Genomic DNA, 19,978 nt, shown 5'->3' on the forward strand with positions numbered 1-19,978 from the left:
AAAATGTTCGGAAAATTGACACTGGATGCAGTGCCCTACCATGAACCGATTATTATGGTTACGGTGGCTGCAATTATCATTGGTGGCGCGGCCTTAGTTGGCCTGATCACTTACTTCGGTAAGTGGAGCTACCTGTGGAATGAGTGGCTGACTTCGGTTGACCACAAAAAACTCGGTATCATGTACTGCATCGTCGGTATCGTCATGTTAATTCGTGGCTTTGCGGATGCAATCATGATGCGTAGCCAGCAGGCGCTTGCGTCTGCGGGCGAAGCCGGCTTCCTGCCACCGCACCACTACGATCAGATCTTTACCGCCCACGGCGTTATCATGATCTTCTTCGTGGCGATGCCGCTGGTAATCGGTCTGATGAACGTGGTCGTTCCGCTGCAAATCGGCGCGCGCGACGTTGCGTTCCCGTTCCTGAACAACCTGAGCTTCTGGTTCACGGTTGTCGGCGTTATCCTGGTTAACCTGTCACTGGGTGTGGGCGAATTTGCTCAGACTGGCTGGCTGGCCTACCCGCCGCTGTCGGGAATTGAGTACAGTCCGGGCGTGGGCGTTGACTACTGGATTTGGGCGCTTCAGCTCTCCGGTGTCGGTACCACCCTGACCGGTATTAACTTCTTCGTGACCATCCTGAAGATGCGTGCACCAGGTATGACGATGTTCAAGATGCCAGTATTTACCTGGGCATCTCTGTGCGCCAACGTCCTGATTATCGCGTCGTTCCCAATTCTGACCGTCACCATTGCGCTGCTGACCCTGGATCGCTATCTGGGTACCCATTTCTTCACGAATGATATGGGTGGCAACATGATGATGTACATCAACCTGATTTGGGCCTGGGGTCACCCGGAAGTGTACATCCTGGTTCTGCCGGTGTTCGGTGTGTTCTCCGAAATCGCGGCAACCTTCTCGCGTAAACGCCTGTTTGGTTACACCTCTCTGGTGTGGGCAACCGTATGTATTACCGTCCTGTCGTTCATCGTCTGGCTGCACCACTTCTTCACCATGGGTGCGGGTGCCAACGTAAACGCCTTCTTCGGTATTACCACCATGATTATCGCGATCCCGACCGGGGTTAAGATCTTCAACTGGCTGTTCACCATGTACCAGGGTCGTATCGTGTTCCACTCAGCTATGCTGTGGACCATCGGCTTCATCGTGACCTTCTCCGTAGGTGGGATGACCGGCGTACTGCTGGCGGTACCAGGTGCTGACTTCGTTCTGCACAACAGTCTGTTCCTGATTGCGCACTTCCATAACGTTATCATCGGTGGCGTGGTCTTCGGCTGCTTCGCTGGTGTGACCTACTGGTGGCCAAAAGCGTTCGGTTTCACCCTGAACGAAAAATGGGGTAAACGCGCGTTCTGGTTCTGGATCATCGGCTTCTTCGTGGCGTTTATGCCGCTGTACGTGCTGGGCTTCATGGGGATGACCCGTCGTCTGAGCCAGCAGATCGATCCGCAGTTCCACCCAATGCTGATGGTTGCAGCGGGCGGCGCAGCGCTGATTGCCTGCGGTATTCTGTGCCAGCTGATTCAGTACTACGTGTCTATCCGTGACCGTAACCTGAACCGCGACCTGACCGGTGACCCGTGGGGTGGCCGTACGCTGGAGTGGGCGACCTCTTCTCCGCCTCCGTTCTATAACTTTGCCGTAGTGCCGCACATTCACGAGCGTGATGCATTCTGGGAAATGAAAGAAAAAGGTGAAGCGTACAAGCAACCTGAGCATTACGAAGAGATCCATATGCCGAAAAACAGCGCCGCGGGCATGGTTATTGCCGCTTTCGCAACGGTATTTGGTTTCGCAATGATCTGGCACATCTGGTGGATGGCGATTGTTGGCTTCGCTGGCATCGTAATCAGCTGGATTGTGAAGAGCTTTGACGAGGACGTGGACTACTACGTACCAGTCCGTGAAGTTGAAAAGCTGGAAAACCAGCATTTTGACGAGATTTCTAAAGCGGGGCTGAAAAATGGCAACTGATACTCTGGCGCACTCAACTGCCCACGCGCATGAACATGCGCACCATGATACAGGACCGACGAAAGTCTTCGGTTTCTGGATCTACCTGATGAGCGACTGCATCCTGTTCTGCTGTCTGTTCGCAACCTATGCCGTTCTGGTGAACGGCACAGCGGGCGGCCCGACCGGTAAGGACATCTTTGAACTGCCGTTCGTTCTGGTTGAAACCGCACTGCTGTTATTCAGCTCCATCACCTACGGCATGGCGGCTATCGCCATGTACAAAAACAACAAGAGCCAGGTTGTCTCCTGGCTGGCGTTGACCTGGCTGTTTGGTGCTGGCTTTATCGGGATGGAAATCTATGAATTCCATCACCTGATCATGGAAGGTTTCGGCCCGGATCGTAGCGGCTTCCTGTCAGCGTTCTTCGCGCTGGTAGGCACCCACGGTCTGCACGTGACCTCGGGTCTGATCTGGATGGCGGTGCTGATGTTCCAGATCTCCCGTCGCGGCCTGACCAGTACTAACCGTACCCGTATTATGTGCCTGAGCCTGTTCTGGCACTTCCTGGACGTGGTATGGATCTGTGTGTTCTCTGTTGTCTATCTGATGGGGGCGATGTAATGAGTCATTCTAACGATCATGGCGCTTCCCACGGCAGCGTAAAAACCTACATGACAGGCTTCATCCTGTCGATCATTCTGACGGTGATCCCGTTCTGGATGGTGATGAACGGTTCTGCATCTAAGCCGGTTATCCTGGGCGCAATCCTGGTGACCGCGGTGATTCAGATTCTGGTGCATCTGGTTTGCTTCCTGCACATGAACACCAAGTCCGATGAAGGCTGGAACATGACGGCCTTTATCTTTACCGTGATTATCATCGCTATCCTGGTAGTCGGTTCCATCTGGATTATGTGGAACCTTAACTACAACATGATGGTTCACTAAGAGCGGCGAGTATGTTTAAGCAATACCTGCAAGTCACGAAACCAGGCATCATCTTTGGCAACCTGATCTCCGTAATCGGAGGGTTCCTGCTGGCCTCTAAAGGCAGCATTGATTACACCCTCTTTATTTACACGCTGGTCGGTGTGTCACTGGTGGTTGCGTCCGGTTGTGTATTTAACAACTACATCGACATGGATATCGACAAGAAGATGGAAAGGACCAAAAATCGGGTGCTGGTTAAAGGCCTGATTGCTCCTTCCGTCTCGCTGGTGTACGCCACCTTGCTGGGTATTGCTGGCTTTATGCTGCTGTGGTTTGGTGCTAACCCGCTGGCCTGCTGGCTGGGGGTGATGGGGTTCGTGGTGTATGTGGGCGTCTACAGCCTGTATATGAAACGTCACTCCGTCTACGGCACGCTGATTGGTTCTCTCTCCGGCGCTGCGCCGCCGGTGATTGGCTACTGCGCCGTCACGAACGAGTTCGACAGCGGTGCGCTCATCCTGCTGGCTATCTTTAGCCTGTGGCAGATGCCGCACTCCTACGCCATCGCGATTTTCCGCTTTAAGGATTATCAGGCGGCGAACATTCCGGTTCTGCCGGTCGTGAAAGGCATTTCGGTTGCCAAGAACCACATCACGCTCTACATCATCGCTTTTGCCGTGGCAACGCTGATGCTCTCTCTGGGCGGTTACGCCGGATATAAATATCTGGTGGTAGCAGCTGCGGTGAGCGTCTGGTGGCTCGGCATGGCCCTGCGTGGTTACAAAGTGGAAGATGACAAGGTCTGGGCACGCAAGCTGTTTGTGTTCTCGATTGTCGCCATCACCTCCCTGTCCGTGATGATGTCCGTAGACTTCATGGTGCCAGATTCACAACACCTGCTGACTTACGTCTGGTAAGAAGACTGATGTAAAAACGCCGGGTTTAGCCCGGCGTTTTTTATTGGTACGGCGTAACCCCTTTCTTTAACAGTATATTGCCGTATTTCGCGGTCTCGCCCGTCACCACGATGGCGTACGCTTTCTGTGCCCGCGCATAAAACGCATAACGGTCAATACGCGTAACCCCCTCCCCTTCCGCCTCACCAAAGAGTGCGTTGCGATAGCGCGCTTCTACCTGTATATCGAGCGTATCCTCGTCGACAGGGGCCATCATCACCAGCGGTGGCGCATAGCTGTCCAGTTCAAACAGCGGTATCACCGCGGCCAGCAAATCGCTGATGAGCAGGCCATCTGCGCGGATCGTCTTTGGCCCCAGGCTATGCGCGGGAAAGTGAGCATCTGCAAAAATAATCTCGTCACCATGACCCATTTCTGCCAGCGTTTTCAGCAGCTCGGGTGAAATCAGAGGGGATATCGTTTTAAGCACAAGGTTGCTCCTCAGGATAGAAATAACGGTAACGATAGTGGACCCGATCGCGAGCAGCCTCAGCGCTGGCCGTTTCTCCGACGCCCCACCATCCGTACAAAGACGCCCCCAGCACGGTCGTATCAGCCTCTTCAAGAACCTTCACCGGGATCCCAAGCGCATTGGACTTGAGCTGATTCCACAGCATATTGCGGCTACCTCCCCCCACCAGCAGGAGTTCACGCGCCTTAAATTGCGCGATCGCCTCCAGCGCCAGGCATTTTTCTTGCAGATGCACCGTGAGTCCTTCCAGGGCTGCGCGGTAAAAATGGGCTGGCGTTGTGGTGAGCGTAACGCCCTGCCAGCCGGCGAGTGGAGAATCGAGCAGTTGGGTATTCATCGTGACGCCATCCGCGCCGTTCGGAATTGCCGCCGCCTGAGCCAGAATAGTGTCCCAGTCGGTACCAGGCGACCAGAACAGCGCGCGGATCCACTCCAGTACGCCAGACGCCAGATATTGCATTCCCGGATTATAGAGCCCCGTCCGGCTATCCAGTTCGCAGGTCGCACCCGGGTATTGCCCCAGCAAAGCGGTATCAACCTGCGTGGTGCGCGCCATTAAAATCTCCCAGGTACCCGAAGAGAGAACTGGCTCATTAATTCCCGCCCCGGCGCCAAAAAGGGCAAACTGCGTGTCGTGCCCGGCGGAGATCACCGGCACACCGCAAGGCAATCCGAGCCTGGATGCAGCGTCGGGCCGCAATTCACCAATCCTTTCTCCGGGGGAAACCAGCGGCGGGAAAAGGGAATGAGGCACGCCGATCTTGCTTAAGATCGTTTCACTGAAGCGCTGCTGATGCAGATCGAACATCTGACTGGTACCGGCCATCGTGAGATCGGTCGTCATCTTTCCGGTCAGGCGATGGTTGATTAGCGAGGAGATAAAAAGCCAGGCGTGAGCACGCTGTAACAGATCGGGATGGTTGTCCTGAAGCCAGCCTAGCTTATACAACGTGTTAAAACTAAACTGCCCAACGCCGGTAATCTGCTGTAGTTCTGCCGGGGAGCATGAACGGGCAACCGCTTCCATCACCGGCACGGTTCGCGGGCACTTCCAGCTGATGATGGGGTAAAGCAGTTCTCCCCGCTCATCTACCAGTGCGCCATCCACGCCAAAGGTCGTCACACTCATTCCGCACAGGTGATGCTCGCTCAGCGCTGCGCTGATTTTCTGACAACAGACGGCAAACCGTTGCATGATGGCGTCGAGCGACCACTGGTGCCAGGCCGGATTTTCAGCGGCGCTTTCGCTTTCGTTCGCCACCGCGGCGCGCGCCACAATATTCCCTTCGGGATCCAGCGCAATGGCGCGCACGTTCGTCGCGCCACAATCGAGAACCAGAAAACATTTTTTCATCGCGGTCCCCACAGGCTGCCAGCCCGCCGGAGCAGGCTGGCAGGCCGGATTAATGTTTGTATAACGGTCCGTAATTTTCACAGGCGCGGTAATCCTGCCCTTCCGGATCCATACCGTGAGCGCCCCAGGCCGTCGGCCGATAAATCAGCGCCTCCGGTACGTTATGCATGCATACAGGGATGCGCAGCATGGACGCCAGGGTGATGAAATCAGCGCCGACGTGCCCGACGGTTAATACCCCGTGGTTAGCGCCCCAGTTCGCCATCACTGAATAGACGTCGCTGAACGAGCCTTTACCGGTCAGGCGTGGGGCAAACCAGGTGGTGGGCCAGGTTGAATCGGTGCGCTTATTCAGAATGTCATGTACGTGTTCCGGCAGCTCAACACTCCAGCCTTCCGCTATCTGTAATACCGGACCCACACCCTTGATGAGGTTTACGCGGGTCATGGTAAATGGCACGCCCCCCCGAGTGAGGAAGTTTGATGAGAAACCGCCCCCGCGGAAGTATTCATGCACCGCCGGACACCAGTGGGTTGCGGCCAGGCACGCGCTGGCTTCCTGCTCAGTAATGTCCCAGTGTGGTTTCAGGGTCGGTTTCCCCTCGGCGTCTTTCTGCTCCGCTGTACCGTCCAGCGCCGCCGAGCCGGAGTTGATCAGATGAATAATGCCGTGCTCAGCCCGTCCAGTGAGCTTCTGGCCGGTAACACGCTCAACCGACTCCGGCGACCAGTAGGTGCGTACATCAGCAAAAATCTGCGCGGTGCCGGTCATCAGATGCCCAAACAGCATCGCTACCCCGTTAAGGCTGTCATTTTCCGTCGCCACTACCAACGGCTGGCGAATACCGTTCCAGTCGAAAGAGCTGTTCAGCAGCGCCTCTGCGGTATCGCCATTTGGATACTGATCCGTCCAGTGGCGCTGCCCCTGGAAACCGGACGCAATGGCGTTATAGCCCAGCGATTCCTCCACGCGGCCCATCGCAGCGAGTTTAGGGTTGCCCTGCATCATGTCGCGGATGCACATCGCCATTAGCAGGCTCTCCCGCAGGATCGCGGCATTTTCCTGTTCATTGCGACGATACTGCTCTGCGTTTTTATCCTCGCCGAAACGGAAATGTGCCTTCGCCCAGCTCAGGGCCAGCTCAAGTTCTTGCTCGTCGTAAATCTTATGATCGATGCGGCGACGCAGTTCGGTCATATCCACCGCCTGCACCTTCATCCCCAGCCAGGATTCAAAGAAGTTGTGATCGACAATCGAGCCCGCGATCCCCATTGAGACACCGCCCACCGACAGATAACTTTTCCCCTTCATGCTGGCGACCGCCAGGCCCGCCCGGGCGAAGCGCAACAATTTTTCCTCAACGTCTGCCGGGATGGTCTCGTCGCCCGCATCCTGTACATCGTGGCCGTAAATGGAAAACGCCGGGATCCCTTTCTGGTTATGCGCTGCCAGCGCCGCTGCGAGGTATACCGCCCCCGGACGCTCGGTGCCATTAAAGCCCCAGATCGCTTTCGGGCGCAGCGGATCCATATCAATGGTTTCACTCCCGTAACACCAGCAGGGGGTGATGGTGATCGTCAGACCAACGTGGCACGTGCTGAACTTCTCTTCGCAAGCGGCGGATTCCGCCATTCCGGCAATGCAGCTGTCGGCAATTACGCACTCTACGGGCGTACCGCAGGGGTGGCGTAATTTTTCACTGAGTAGCGCCGCCGTGGCTTTCGCCATGTTCATGGTCTGCTCTTCCAGAGACTCACGTACGCCCATTCGGCGACCATCAATAACAGGTCGAATGCCAATCCGGGGTAACGCTTTTATCGTTTTCATAGCCCTTCCTCACGTTGGTTAACCTATCCGTCTCAGGGGCATAGCCGTGAAAAAGCGCCCGGGCAGCACCGTGAACGGAAAGCGGTGAAATTTGCTAACTCGAATTAGCTTAGGGTTCTCACTAAAAATGAGACAAGATAAATGTGCAGAATCTGTGAGCAGTTTCACGATGAGAGGTCAAAATTCGATCAGCGTCAGGTATTACGATTCAGCAAAAACTAAACATACCGTTTAAATTCAATTAAATAACAAAATACCTTTGCACGACGTCACAATTTGAATACAAATGATTTGGCTAAATTATGACCCTAAAATAGCTTTTAAGGACGAAAGCTAAGTCGAGTTAGCTTAATAACTAAATCACTGTGGCTTGTGATTCATTGCCTTTCCAACACAGGAATTTTGCAATGTCAGAGACTCTTATTCAGATGACGCGCATCACCAAACGCTTTCCCGGCGTGCTGGCGCTTAATCAGGTTGATTTCGATTTACGCCGCGGCGAAGTTCATGCCCTGTTAGGTGAAAACGGTGCCGGCAAATCGACGCTGATGAAAATATTATCCGGTGTTTACCAACCCGATTCCGGTGAAATTCGCTTTGAAGGGCAATCCGTATCATTCAGCGATCCGCTAAGTGCTCAGCACGCAGGTATTACGATTATCCATCAGGAATTTAATCTCTTTCCCGATTTAACCGTGGAAGAGAATATCTTTATTGGCCGTGAATTCTGCAAAAATAGTCGCTGGCAGTTAGATAAACGCGCCCAGCGACAGGCGGTTGAGAAAATACTGCACACGCTGAATTTAAAAATCGCCCCGGACGCCCGCGTCAGTGAATTAACCGTAGCCCAGCAGCAGATGGTGGAAATTGCCAAAGCGATTTCGGTCAATGCCAAAGTGCTAATCATGGATGAACCCACCGCCGCGCTGACCGAAAGTGAAATCGAGAGTTTATTTGACGTCACGCGGATGCTCAAGGCTCAGGGCACGGGGATAGTCTACATCTCGCACCGTCTGGAAGAATTGGCGCTGATCGCCGATCGCGCGACCGTCATGCGCGACGGACAATACATCGCCACCGTAGATTATGAAACGGTTCAGATCGGCGAGCTTATCGCCATGATGGTTGGCCGCAATCTCGATAACATCTACCCAAAACGCCCGCCGCATCAGCGCAGAGAAAAAGTGCTGGAGGTGAATGGCCTGACGCGAAATGGTGTACTGCACGACATCAACTTTACCCTCTGGCGCGGTGAGATCCTCGGCCTCGCTGGCTTAATGGGCGCAGGCCGAACGGAACTGGGCCGGGCCCTGTTTGGCGCCGATGCGATCGACGCCGGTACCCTGACGCTGAACGGCACCCCCACACGGATTAAAGACGTGGCTGACGCCATTGAGAAAGGCATCAGCTATTTAACAGAAGACCGCAAAAAAGAGGGACTCGCCCTCGGCCTTTCCGTTGAGATGAACATTATGCTCGGCAATTACCCGGACTACGCCGGCGCCGCGGGTAATGTCGATGAAAAACGCTGCCGGGAGTCCAGCCAGAAACTGGTGGATGCGCTGCGAATAAAAACGCCGCATCTGGAACAGGCGGCACTGAATTTAAGCGGCGGTAATCAACAGAAGATCATTATTGCCCGCTGGGTCTGTAAAGATACCGATATTTTAATTTTTGATGAGCCAACCCGGGGAATTGATGTTGGCGCCAAGCTGGAAATTTATGAACTAATGAACCGCCTTGTCGCTAAAGGTAAATCGATCATCATGATTTCATCCGAACTGCCGGAAGTATTAGGAATGTGCGACCGCATACTTGTGATGCGCAGCGGCCACATTGCCGGCGAAATAGAGGCTGAGCACGCCACCCAGGAAAAAATCATGCAATACGCCACGCTGGAGGATTAATCATGTCCGTTACCGTTCCATCGCCGCAAAGCGGAAGTCATACGATGAAAATAAATAAAGCGCTCCTGATGCGTCTGGCGCCTCTTTTTAGCCTGGTATTGCTGGTTCTGTTTTTCAGCTTCAGCTCACCGTTCTTCTTTAATACTGAAAATATCATGACCATCGCCTTGCAAACGGCGGTGATTGGCATCATGGCCATTGGCGTAACCTTTGTGATTATTACCGCCGGGATCGACCTGTCGCTCGGATCGGTGGTGGCGTTCTCAGGGGTTGCGGTGGGCATCGCCGCCGGATTTGGTATGCCGCTGCCGGTCTGTATTCTGGCAGGCGTGCTCGCCGGCGGGCTTTGCGGCTATGTGAACGCGTTTCTGGTCACCAAAATGACCATACCACCGTTTATTGCCACCCTCGGCTTAATGATGTCGGTACGCGGCATCAATATGGTGATGACCGATGGCCGCGCGATTTATTTTTCTGACTACCCGCAGTTCAAGCTGCTAGCGCAGGGTCGCCTGTTCGACGTCCTGCCTTACCCGGTGTTCTACCTGGTCATCGTGGCACTGATCGCCATGTGGATCCTGAAGAAAACGGTGATGGGCCGCTATATCTACGCTGTCGGCAGCAATGAAACGGCGGCACATCTTTCCGGGATTAAAGTCCAGCGCGTGAAAATTTTCGTTTACGCCTTATGCGGCCTGTTAACCGGCGTGGCCGGGGTGATCCTCGCCTCTCGTCTCAATTCAGGCCAGCCAACCGTAGGCGTGGGTTATGAGCTGGAAGCCATTGCGGCGGTAGTGATCGGCGGTACCAGTCTGATGGGCGGCGTGGGCACGATTGGCGGCACCATCATAGGCGCGTTCATTATGAGCGTGCTGAAAAACGGCCTCAATCTCATGGGCGTGTCCCAGTTCTGGCAGATGGTGGCGATGGGCGTGGTCGTCGTTGCCGCCGTCTACCTGGACACGTTACGTAAAAGAATGCGTTAGGTTCTCGATACAACAAGCCCTGCCAACCCTACAACGGAGCAAAATAATGAAAACCAGCCATATCCTGAGCGCCCTGTCGCTCGTTGCCATCCTGTCCAGCAGCGCGCTGGCAAAAGATTTAAACCTGCCGGTAGTCAGTAAAGGTTACCAGCACGAATTCTGGCAGACGGTCAAAATGGGGACGGAAGCTGCCGCAAAAGAGTTGGGTGACAAAACCAGCTACGTTGGCCCTGCCGATGAAACGCAAATCGCCGAGCAGATCCAGTTAGTCGAAAACACCATGGCACAAAAGCCAAACGGCCTGTTGCTGGCCGCGCTTGATGCAAACGCCCTTGCCCCGCTGGTCGAAACCGCCAACAGCCGGGGGATCAAAGTGGTGACCTTCGACTCGGGCGTGAACTCCGATATCCCGGCCAGCTTTGTCGCCACCAATAACCGTAAGGCGGGCGCACAGGCTGCGGATGCGCTGGCGGAGCAGGTAGGCCAGAAGGGGAAAGTGGGTATTATCGCCCACGTAGCCGGAACGACGTCCGCCATTGAGCGCTCTGAAGGATTCAGCGAGCGAATGAAAGAGAAGTACCCGAATATTCAGGTACTGCCGGTGCAATATAGCGATGGCGACCCGCAAAAAGCGATGGATAAAACCATTGATATGGTTCAGGCCAACCCGGATATCGCCGGTATTTATGCCACCAACGAAGGCTCAACCCTGGGCGTTGCGAACGCTATCGACAGCCAGAATCTGAAGGGCAAAGTGAAAGTCATCGGTTTTGACAGCACCGAAGCCATCATTAACTTCCTCAAAAACGGCGTGATTCAGGGCTTCGTGGTGCAGGACGCGTACCAGATTGGTTATCAGGGCATAAAGGCGCTGAATGCGGTGATTTCCGGACAGACGGTGGCTAAGGAAATTGATATTCCAGTGAAATATGTCAATGCGCAGAATATCAACACCCCTGAAATTGATAAACTGTTACATCCGTTTGGTAAAAAATAAGGAAGTTTATGATGAGTGACGGCTATTTCCTCGGGGTCGATGTGGGTTCAGCCAGCGTCCGTGCTGGGCTTTACTCTGCGCAAGGCGAGCGTTTGAGCTTCGCGACCCGTCCGATTTCGCAGTTTCACGCCAGCAACGCGCGCGTGGAACAGTCCTCCGCGGAGATCTGGCAGCAGGTTTGCGCGGTGGTGCGGGAAGCCGTCGACTCCTCTGGGATCTCACCCGACGCCATTCGTTCGATTGGCTTCGACGCCACCTGCTCGCTGGTCGCGCTGGATGCTGAGGGTAACGGCCTGAGCGTGTCCCCCGACAGTCCGGCTTCGCAGGACATCATTATGTGGATGGATCATCGTGCTCACGAAGAAACTGTTCGCATCAATGCCACACGCGATCCGGCCCTGTGCTACGTGGGCGGCGAGGTGAGTATTGAAATGGAACTGCCAAAACTGCTGTGGTTGCAGCGACATCATCCTGAAACATGGAATCAGGCCTGGCGCTTTTTCGACCTTGCCGATTTTCTGGTCTGGAAAGCAACGGGCCAGGACGCCGCCAGCCTGTGCACCCTCACCTGCAAATGGAACTACCTTGCGCATGAGGCGCAGTTCAGCGAATCGCTGCTCAGGGAGGTGGGGCTGGAGACCTTACTGACAAAAATTCCCGATACTATTCTGGACGTCGCTGAATGCGTCGGGAAACTCAGCCCACAGGCAGCGCAAGCTCTGGGGTTGCCCGAAGAGGTGGTTGTGGCAAGCGGCATGATCGATGCCCACGCGGGTGGCGTGGCGCTGACGGGCTCACACCCGGAGGGCACGCTGGCGCTCATCAGCGGAACCTCGAACTGCCATATGCTTGCCAGTCAGACGGAGATCCATACGCCCGGCGTCTGGGGGCCTTACTGGAGCGCCATGCTGCCGGGCTACTGGCTGACGGAAGGCGGGCAAAGTGCTGCCGGGGCGCTGGTCGACTGGACGTTGCGCGAGCACGGAGCCAGCGCAGACCTGTTTGCAAAAGCAGAAGCGGCGCAACGCCATCCGGTGGCGCTGCTCAACGACTGGGTAGCCGCGCTTGAACAGGAAGAAAAATATCCCACCCGCAACCTGCACATTCTGGCCGATCACTACGGCAACCGCTCGCCGCGTTCGCGTCCGGATGCGCGGGGCAGCGTGGTCGGTCTGACATTAGAAACCGGTGAACGTGCGCTGGCGAGGCTCTATCTGGCCACGCTACAGGCCATAGCCTATGGCACACGACATATTATGGATACCCTGAAACATCACGGGCACACCTTGTCGCGCATTGTCATTTGTGGAGGAGCCACCCATAACCGGCTCTGGCTGCGGGAGTATGCCGATGCCACGGGCTGCGATATTCATCTCTTAGCCGAAGAAGATGCCGTCACTCTCGGCGCGGCCATTTGCGGCGCTGTGGCGAGCGGTGCATGGGCAACGCTCACCGATGCCACCCGGGAAATGGTCAAAGCCGGCGACATCATCACCCGTCGGCCGGAAACCGCGGCTTTCCACAGGCAAAAATATGAGGCGTACCTGATGCTGTGGACCCAGCAGCAGGCGCTTAATCTCCTGATGCAGCAGGAAATGTAATGGCAGGATGCGTATGCTTTATCAGCAGTTTTTTACGTACGTTAAGGATTGAGGCGTAGCGATGGCCAAAACAGTTGAACAGATAGCGAAGGATCTGAATTTATCCGTCACCACCGTGCGGCTGGTACTGAGCGGGAAAGCCGAACAGTATCGGATCAGCGTGAAAACACAGTCCCGAATTAATGAACACGTCGAGCGCTTCGGCTATACCCTCAACCATTCGGCGCGCAGTCTTAAGCTAAACAAAACCGAGACGCTGGGACTCATCGTACCCAACATCTCGAACGTGTTCTTTGCAACGCTCGCCGAGAAACTCGAACTGCGCTGCCGCCGTTCGGGCTACCAGCTGATGATCAGCTGTACTTACAACGATGTGGATTACGAAAACAAGCTGGTCAAAGCCCTGATGGCGCGCAACGTGGACGGCTTGTTTATCGTTCCCTCGACGCTGGAAAACCAGCAGCATCATTTGCGGCAGATCCAAAAACCACTGGTGCTCCTCGACCGGGATTTTGGCTTTACTGACAACGCGCTGGTTGAGAGTCATAACGAGGCCGGGGGGGATGAACTGGCCCGCAACATGCTGGCAGAGAGAAAAACGCCGCTCTGGTTCCTTGTGGGCGATACCGCACTGCCCAGTATTACGAACCGTCTGAACGGCTACTTACAGGCCCTGAAAACAGCCGGTATTCACCATCGCGAGTGGGTCATCGAAGGGCCGGACAATACGCCGGAGGGCGGATATGCCCTGATGGATTCGCTTATCGACAGCCAGGGTGTTCCACAGGCGTTTATCGCCTCATCGTTACCCGTTCTGGAAGGGGCAATTGAAGCCCTGCGGACGCGTACCGGCACCGTGCCCCAACACATCAATATCGGCACCTTCGATGAGCACCCCATGCTGGGGTTCCTGCCTAACAGCGTCTGGTCCATGCAGCAGGATGAAGATACCTGGGCGGAAAAAGCGTTTGAACTGATGCAGCGAGCCATCGACGGCGAAGCGGTTAACGAGACGGCGAAAGTCGATATGAAGCTGGTCAAACGTTCCCGCCAGTAAAAATAAAACTGTACCCGGAGAATAAAAAATGGAACGAGCCCGATTAGCCAGAGACATTATCGACACCTGCCTTGAGATGACCCGCATGGGGTTAAATCAGGGCACCGCCGGCAATATCAGCGTTCGCTATCGCGACGGCATGCTGATTACGCCGACCGGAATTCCCTACGAGCATCTGACCGAAGAGAGTATCGTCTATGTAGATGCACAGGGGCGACACGAAGAAGATAAACTGCCCTCCAGCGAATGGCGTTTTCATCAGGTTGTGTATCAGACCCGCCCGGATGCTAACGCCGTCGTCCATAACCATGCGGTTAACTGTACCGCCGTCTCGATACTCAACCGCCCCATTCCTGCTATTCACTATATGATTGCCGCCGCCGGGGGAAACTCCATTCCCTGCGCCCCTTACGCGACCTTCGGGACGCGCGCGCTGTCAGAGCATGTCGCGGTCGCATTACGCAATCGCAAAGCGACGCTCTTACAGCACCACGGCCTGATAACCTGCGAAGAAAATCTTGAAAAGGCACTGTGGCTGGCGCAGGAGGTAGAGGTGCTGGCAAAACTCTACCTGGCCACGCTGGCGATAGTAGATCCCGTTCCTGTACTCAGTGACGATGAAATTGCCATTGTTCTTGAGAAATTCAAAAGCTACGGATTGCGCGTCGAGGCGTAATTTTTTATCCGGGGGTGCTTTTATCACACCCTCGTAATATCTCTTAAACAAACACCTATTTACCGCACTTATCACCCCGCCTAAACTATGGCCTGCTTTTTGGTAGAGGTGGTAATGAACGATTATAAAATGACGCCAGGCGAACTGCGTGCGACCTGGGGTTTAGGGACTGTTTTCTCGCTGCGGATGCTTGGCATGTTTATGGTCCTGCCCGTTCTGACCACATATGGCATGGCGTTACAGGGTGCCAGCGAAGCGCTGATTGGTCTGGCGATTGGTATCTACGGCCTGGCGCAGGCGATATTCCAGATCCCCTTTGGCCTGCTCTCCGACCGCGTGGGTCGCAAACCGCTGATTGTCGGCGGGCTGCTGGTGTTTGTACTTGGCAGCATCATCGCCGCCCTCTCCCACTCCATCTGGGGAATTATTCTTGGGCGCGCCCTGCAAGGTTCCGGGGCGATTGCCGCCGCCGTGATGGCGCTGCTGTCAGACTTAACCCGCGAGCAAAACCGCACCAAAGCCATGGCGTTTATCGGCGTCAGCTTCGGCGTCACGTTTGCCATTGCCATGGTGCTGGGGCCTGTCATCACTCATGCGCTCGGCCTGCACGCCCTGTTCTGGATGATTGCGGTGCTGGCGACCATTGGGATCGCACTCACGCTGTGGGTTGTGCCTGACAGTAAAAACCACGTCCTCAACCGTGAATCCGGGATGGTGAAAGGCTGCTTCAGCAAAGTCATCGCCGAGCCGCGCCTGCTTAAGCTGAACTTCGGCATTATGTGCCTGCACATTCTGCTGATGTCCACCTTCGTCGCCCTGCCCGGTCAACTTGCCGCAGCCGGTTTCCCGGCGGCAGAGCACTGGAAAATTTATCTGGTCACAATGCTGATCTCGTTTGTCTCCGTTGTGCCCTTCATTATTTACGCCGAAGTGAAGCGCAAAATGAAACGCGTCTTCGTGGGCTGCGTGGCGTTATTGCTGATTGCCGAGATTGTGCTGTGGGGCGCTGGCCCGCATTTCTGGGAACTGATCGCCGGCGTACAGCTGTTCTTCCTGGCGTTTAATCTGATGGAAGCCCTGCTGCCGTCGCTTATCAGCAAAGAGTCTCCGGCAGGATACAAAGGCACCGCGATGGGCATTTACTCCACCAGCCAGTTTCTCGGCGTGGCGATCGGCGGGTCGCTCGGCGGCTGGGTGGACGGTCTGTTTGACTCCCAGACCGTTTTCCTCGCCGGTGCGCTGCTGGCGATGCTCTGGCTGTTTGTTGCCAGCACCATGAAAGAGCCGCGCTATGTAAGTAGCCTGCGGGTAGAAATTCCCGATGACGTGGCAATCGGTGACGCGTTAAAACAGCGTCTGGAAGCGACAGAGGGCGTGAGCGAAGTGCTGATTGTCCCGGAAGAGCGCAGTGCGTATGTCAAAATTGACAGCAAAGTGACTAACCGCTTTGAGGTGGAGCAGGCGCTGAAGGCCTGAAAAAATGCCCGGTTTAGCCGGGCATGATTGTCTTAATCGCGGAAGTTTTTAAACTGGAATGGCTGACCGAGATCGCCGCCACGCACCAGCGCCATCACGGATTGCAGGTCATCACGGGATTTTCCGGTCACGCGGATCTCTTCACCCTGGATCTGCGCCTGCACTTTGAGCTTACTGTCTTTGATAAGCTTAACGATTTTTTTCTGTACCGCGCTCTCAATCCCCTGCTTCAGCTTCGCTTCCACAAACCAGGTTTTGCCGCTGTGAACAAAATCTTCCGGTACATCGAGTGAGGTCCCTTCAATGCCGCGCTTGAGCAGCTTGGCGCGCAGGATATCCAGCAACTGGTTGACCTGGAAATCAGACTCGCTCAGGACTTTGATCGTCTTGTTCGCGTCGTTCAGTTCAATGGTCGCCTCAACGCCACGAAAATCGAAACGTGACTCAACCTCACGGACAGCATTTTCTACGCCGTTACGCGCTTCCTGCAAATCAACTTCAGAAACAATATCGAAAGATGGCATCTTTTCTTCTCCCTTCATTTTTGTTGCGTTGCATAATACCCGCAACGAGGCATAACGAGAAGCTTAGCTGATGGCGCTATACTTAGCGTCATAGCACCTGGCGCCGTTGCAGGTGAGGAGGAACGATGAAAGTAACAGTGCTTGGATGCGGAGCCCTTGGCCAACTCTGGCTTACAGCGCTATGCAAACAGGGACACGACGTTCAGGGCTGGCTGCGAATTCCCCAGCCCTATTGCAGTGTGAACGTAATTGGTACAGACGGTTCAATTTTCAACGAGTCTTTGACGGCAAACGATCCGGAATTTCTTGCCACCAGTGATTTGCTGCTGGTCACGCTGAAGGCCTGGCAGGTCTCCGATGCGGTGAAAAGCCTGGCCGCCCAGTTACCTGAACGCACGCCAATCCTGCTGATTCACAACGGTATGGGTACCATTGAAGAGCTAAAATCTGTCCGACAACCGCTGCTGATGGGGACAACCACCCACGCGGCACGTCGCGACGGTAACGTCATTATCCATGTTGCCAGTGGTATCACCCATATCGGTCCTGCGCGTGAACAGACCGGCGATTACAGCTATCTTGCGGATACCCTGCAAAGCACGCTGCCTGACGTCGCCTGGCACAATAACATTCGCGCGGAACTGTGGCGCAAACTGGCGGTGAACTGCGCGATCAATCCGCTGACCGCCCTGCTGGATTGCCCTAACGGTGAGCTGCGCCAGCACCCCGATCGGGTAGCGCTGATTTGCCGGGAAGTTGCCGCCGTCATTGAACGCGAAGGCTACCACACCTCAGAATCCGATTTACGTTATTATGTCGACCAGGTCATTGAGAGTACGGCAGAAAATATCTCCTCAATGTTGCAGGATATCCGGGCTATGCGGCATACCGAAATTGATTACATAACCGGTTATCTGTTAAAACGCGCCCGGGCACACGGCATTACCGTTGCGGAAAACAGCCGTCTGTTTGAGTTAGTAAAACGAAAGGAGAGTGAGTATGAGCGCATCGGCACTGGTATGCCTCGCCCCTGGTAGCGAAGAGACAGAAGCGGTCACCACCATTGATTTGCTGGTGCGTGGTGGTATTAAGGTTACTACCGCCAGCGTCGCCAGCGACGGAAGTCTGGCGATTACCTGCTCGCGTGGGGTGAAGATCCTGGCGGATGCACCGCTTGTACAGGTGGCGGACGGTGATTACGACATTATCGTTCTGCCGGGTGGTCTGAAGGGGGCTGAGTGTTTCCGCGACAGCCCACTGCTGGTTGAAACCGTTCGTCAGTTTCATCTTTCCGGGCGTATCGTCGCGGCAATCTGTGCGGCCGCGGGCACGGTACTGGTTCCGCACGACATTTTCCCCATCGGCAATATGACCGGCTTCCCTGGCCTGAAGGACACTATTCCGCAAGACCAGTGGGTGGATAAGCGCGTGGTCTGGGATCCACGCGTTAACCTGCTCACCAGCCAGGGGCCGGGCACCGCCATTGATTTTGGCCTGAAGATTATTGACCTGCTGGTCGGGCGCGAGAAGGCCTACGAAGTGGCTTCGTCGCTGGTGATGGCGGCGGGTATTTATAATTACTATGAAGAGTAGTGCATAAAAAAAGCCGGGTGGCGGCTACGCCTTACCCGGCCTACAAATGCACGGTACCGTAGGCCCGGTAAGCGAAGCGCCACCGGGCGAGAAACTACGGGCGATACACCTTCACGTTCGCAAAGCCCTGCTCACGCAGATACAGCGCCTGCAAACGGCTCATGACCCCACGTTCGCACCACAGCAGATACGTTTTGCTCTGGTCGAGATCGCCAAACTGGGTGCTCAGCTTGTAGAACGGCAGCGAAACCACCTCGACGCCTCCCACCTGCAACGGCTTGTCATCCTGCTCATCAACAGAACGGATATCCAGAATCGTATCGTTAGCACCGAAGCCGCTGACCGTCTCCACCTCAACCACTTCCTGCTCGGTCTGCTGAGCGATCTCACGGATATCGATGTTGGACGCTTCCGCCACCACTTTTTCCAGGATGCTGAAATCGAAGTTCTCTTCTTCCGCTTCGATCTTCGCCTTCACCGCTTTGATGGTTGGACTTTTTGAGATCACACCGCAATATTCCGGCATGGTGCGGGCAAAATCTTCAGTACCTATTTTACGCGCCAGATCGATGATGTGCTCTTTATCGTGAGAGATCAGCGGACGCAGGATCAGCGTATCAGACACGTTATCGATAAGACGCAGGTTAGTCAGCGTCTGGCTGGAGACCTGCCCCAGCGCTTCACCGGTGACCAGCGCCTGCACGCCGTAGCGCTCAGCCACTTTGGACGCCGCACGCACCATCATACGCTTCAGCACCACGCCCATCTGGCCGTCGTCCACTTTTTCGAGGATTTCGCCGACCACCGGCTCAAAGTTGATCGCCACAAAACGCACGCGGTGAGAGCTGCCGAAGCGGTTCCACAGGTAATGCGCCACCTGACGTACGCCGATTTCATGCGCCGCGCCGCCCAGGTTAAAGAAGCAGTAGTGCACGCGGCAGCCGCGACGCATCAGCATATAGCTGGACACGCCGGAGTCGAAACCACCGGAGATCAGCGACAGCACATCTTCCTGAGTGCCGATAGGGAAACCGCCAATACCTTCGTAACGGCCCTTGACCAGCAGCAGGCGATCGTTTTCGATCTCAAGATTAACGGTGACGTCCGGGTTAGTCAGGCGCACGCGCGCCGTTTCAACGTGCTGGTTCAGACCACCACCGACGTAGCGCTCAACCTCAATAGAGCTAAACTCATGCTTACCCCGGCGCTTCACGCGCACGCAGAACGTTTTCCCTTCGATCTGGTCGCGGTACTGCACCAACGCCTTTTCGAAGATATCGTGCATATCGGTGAAGGGAACGTCTTCCACTTCCAGAATATGGTGAATACCCGGGATACGGGTCAGCGCGTCGCGAATATCAAGACGTTTGTTTTCGTCTTTCGCGCGGACTTCTACATGGTCCCAGTGACGCACCACGGCGAGCGTTTCGTCGTAGTGTTTTAATACGTTACGAATGTTCCCGGTGAGAATTTTAATAAAGCGCAAACGCACGGATTGGCTTTTGATAGTGATTTCAGGGAACAATTTAATGATAAACTTCATGGCGGCAATGTTTCTTAGGCAAGCTTATAAAGGCTTGTAGTGGAAAATGATACAGCAGCCCACACCCGTGGCTGCATCCAGGCGCGCAAGTATACCACCAT

At 55.1% G+C, this 19,978-nt stretch carries 18 protein-coding genes; 13 read left to right on the forward strand and 5 right to left on the reverse strand.

Annotation, left to right across the window (positions count from 1 at the left end; translation table 11 throughout):
* Window positions 1-3 precede the first annotated feature (3 nt).
* From cyoB to cyoE, 4 genes are read left to right on the forward strand one after another with little or no spacing between them, the layout of a single operon-like run.
* Entirely contained in the window at window positions 4-1,995 is a 1,992-nt protein-coding gene (gene cyoB, locus H2Z33_RS02650) for a cytochrome o ubiquinol oxidase subunit I (protein ID WP_017383189.1), read from the forward strand.
* A complete protein-coding gene (locus H2Z33_RS02655) occupies window positions 1,985-2,599 on the forward strand; it encodes a cytochrome o ubiquinol oxidase subunit III (protein ID WP_003859057.1) in 615 nt (204 codons plus the stop codon). The genes cyoB and H2Z33_RS02655 overlap by 11 nt, the downstream gene beginning before the upstream one ends.
* Entirely contained in the window at window positions 2,599-2,925 is a 327-nt protein-coding gene (locus H2Z33_RS02660; protein WP_006809888.1) for a cytochrome o ubiquinol oxidase subunit IV, read from the forward strand. Before H2Z33_RS02655 ends, H2Z33_RS02660 begins: the two co-directional genes overlap by 1 nt.
* 11 nt (window positions 2,926-2,936) lie before the next feature.
* Window positions 2,937-3,824, forward strand: coding sequence for a heme o synthase (gene cyoE / locus H2Z33_RS02665; protein WP_017383188.1), 888 nt, complete (start codon window positions 2,937-2,939; stop codon window positions 3,822-3,824).
* Between the two features lie 40 nt (window positions 3,825-3,864).
* Here the strand turns inward: cyoE and fucU are convergent, their stop codons facing one another.
* From fucU to fucI, 3 genes are read right to left on the reverse strand one after another with little or no spacing between them, the layout of a single operon-like run.
* A complete protein-coding gene (fucU, locus tag H2Z33_RS02670) occupies window positions 3,865-4,293 on the reverse strand; it encodes an L-fucose mutarotase (protein ID WP_017383187.1) in 429 nt (142 codons plus the stop codon).
* Window positions 4,286-5,689: an L-fuculokinase gene (gene fucK / locus H2Z33_RS02675; RefSeq protein ID WP_048220440.1), complete on the reverse strand. Its 1,404-nt coding sequence runs from the start codon at window positions 5,687-5,689 to the stop codon at window positions 4,286-4,288. Before fucK ends, fucU begins: the two co-directional genes overlap by 8 nt.
* A gap of 49 nt (window positions 5,690-5,738) precedes the next feature.
* Window positions 5,739-7,517 (reverse strand): L-fucose isomerase, encoded by a 1,779-nt coding sequence (gene fucI, locus H2Z33_RS02680; protein ID WP_063134745.1) that lies wholly within the window; start codon window positions 7,515-7,517, stop codon window positions 5,739-5,741.
* 407 nt (window positions 7,518-7,924) lie between these two features.
* On the opposite strand from fucI, the gene H2Z33_RS02685 reads away from it, so the two are divergent.
* The 7 genes from H2Z33_RS02685 to H2Z33_RS02715 all read left to right on the forward strand — a co-directional run bounded on the left by H2Z33_RS02685 (window position 7,925) and on the right by H2Z33_RS02715 (window position 16,217).
* Window positions 7,925-9,424 (forward strand): sugar ABC transporter ATP-binding protein, encoded by a 1,500-nt coding sequence (locus tag H2Z33_RS02685; RefSeq protein WP_017383184.1) that lies wholly within the window; start codon window positions 7,925-7,927, stop codon window positions 9,422-9,424.
* Window positions 9,425-9,426: 2 nt separating this feature from the next.
* Window positions 9,427-10,410, forward strand: coding sequence for an ABC transporter permease (locus H2Z33_RS02690; protein WP_017383183.1), 984 nt, complete (start codon window positions 9,427-9,429; stop codon window positions 10,408-10,410).
* Between the two features lie 46 nt (window positions 10,411-10,456).
* Complete coding sequence (locus H2Z33_RS02695) at window positions 10,457-11,407, forward strand: ABC transporter substrate-binding protein (protein WP_000858088.1); 951 nt, start codon at window positions 10,457-10,459, stop codon at window positions 11,405-11,407.
* A gap of 11 nt (window positions 11,408-11,418) precedes the next feature.
* Entirely contained in the window at window positions 11,419-13,008 is a 1,590-nt protein-coding gene (locus tag H2Z33_RS02700) for an FGGY-family carbohydrate kinase (protein WP_063134744.1), read from the forward strand.
* A 61-nt stretch (window positions 13,009-13,069) separates the two neighbouring features.
* Window positions 13,070-14,065 (forward strand): LacI family DNA-binding transcriptional regulator, encoded by a 996-nt coding sequence (locus H2Z33_RS02705; protein WP_063134743.1) that lies wholly within the window; start codon window positions 13,070-13,072, stop codon window positions 14,063-14,065.
* Window positions 14,066-14,093: 28 nt separating this feature from the next.
* A complete protein-coding gene (fucA, locus tag H2Z33_RS02710; protein WP_033486681.1) occupies window positions 14,094-14,741 on the forward strand; it encodes an L-fuculose-phosphate aldolase in 648 nt (215 codons plus the stop codon).
* Between the two features lie 114 nt (window positions 14,742-14,855).
* Complete coding sequence (locus H2Z33_RS02715; protein ID WP_017694418.1) at window positions 14,856-16,217, forward strand: MFS transporter; 1,362 nt, start codon at window positions 14,856-14,858, stop codon at window positions 16,215-16,217.
* Between the two features lie 32 nt (window positions 16,218-16,249).
* Here the strand turns inward: H2Z33_RS02715 and H2Z33_RS02720 are convergent, their stop codons facing one another.
* Window positions 16,250-16,741, reverse strand: a complete 492-nt coding sequence (locus tag H2Z33_RS02720) for a YajQ family cyclic di-GMP-binding protein (RefSeq protein ID WP_017383179.1) — start codon at window positions 16,739-16,741, stop codon at window positions 16,250-16,252.
* 125 nt (window positions 16,742-16,866) lie between these two features.
* Here H2Z33_RS02720 and panE point away from each other — a divergent pair, with 125 nt between their 5' ends.
* Window positions 16,867-17,778 (forward strand): 2-dehydropantoate 2-reductase, encoded by a 912-nt coding sequence (gene panE / locus H2Z33_RS02725; protein ID WP_063134741.1) that lies wholly within the window; start codon window positions 16,867-16,869, stop codon window positions 17,776-17,778.
* Window positions 17,741-18,334 (forward strand): protein deglycase YajL, encoded by a 594-nt coding sequence (yajL, locus tag H2Z33_RS02730; RefSeq protein WP_047637563.1) that lies wholly within the window; start codon window positions 17,741-17,743, stop codon window positions 18,332-18,334. The genes panE and yajL overlap by 38 nt, the downstream gene beginning before the upstream one ends.
* 94 nt (window positions 18,335-18,428) lie before the next feature.
* Here the strand turns inward: yajL and thiI are convergent, their stop codons facing one another.
* Entirely contained in the window at window positions 18,429-19,877 is a 1,449-nt protein-coding gene (gene thiI, locus H2Z33_RS02735) for a tRNA uracil 4-sulfurtransferase ThiI (RefSeq protein WP_063134740.1), read from the reverse strand.
* Between the last annotated feature and the right edge of the window lie 101 nt (window positions 19,878-19,978).

The organism is Enterobacter sp. YSU (assembly GCF_016082135.1).
Classification (GTDB): Bacteria; Pseudomonadota; Gammaproteobacteria; order Enterobacterales; family Enterobacteriaceae; genus Enterobacter; species Enterobacter hormaechei_C.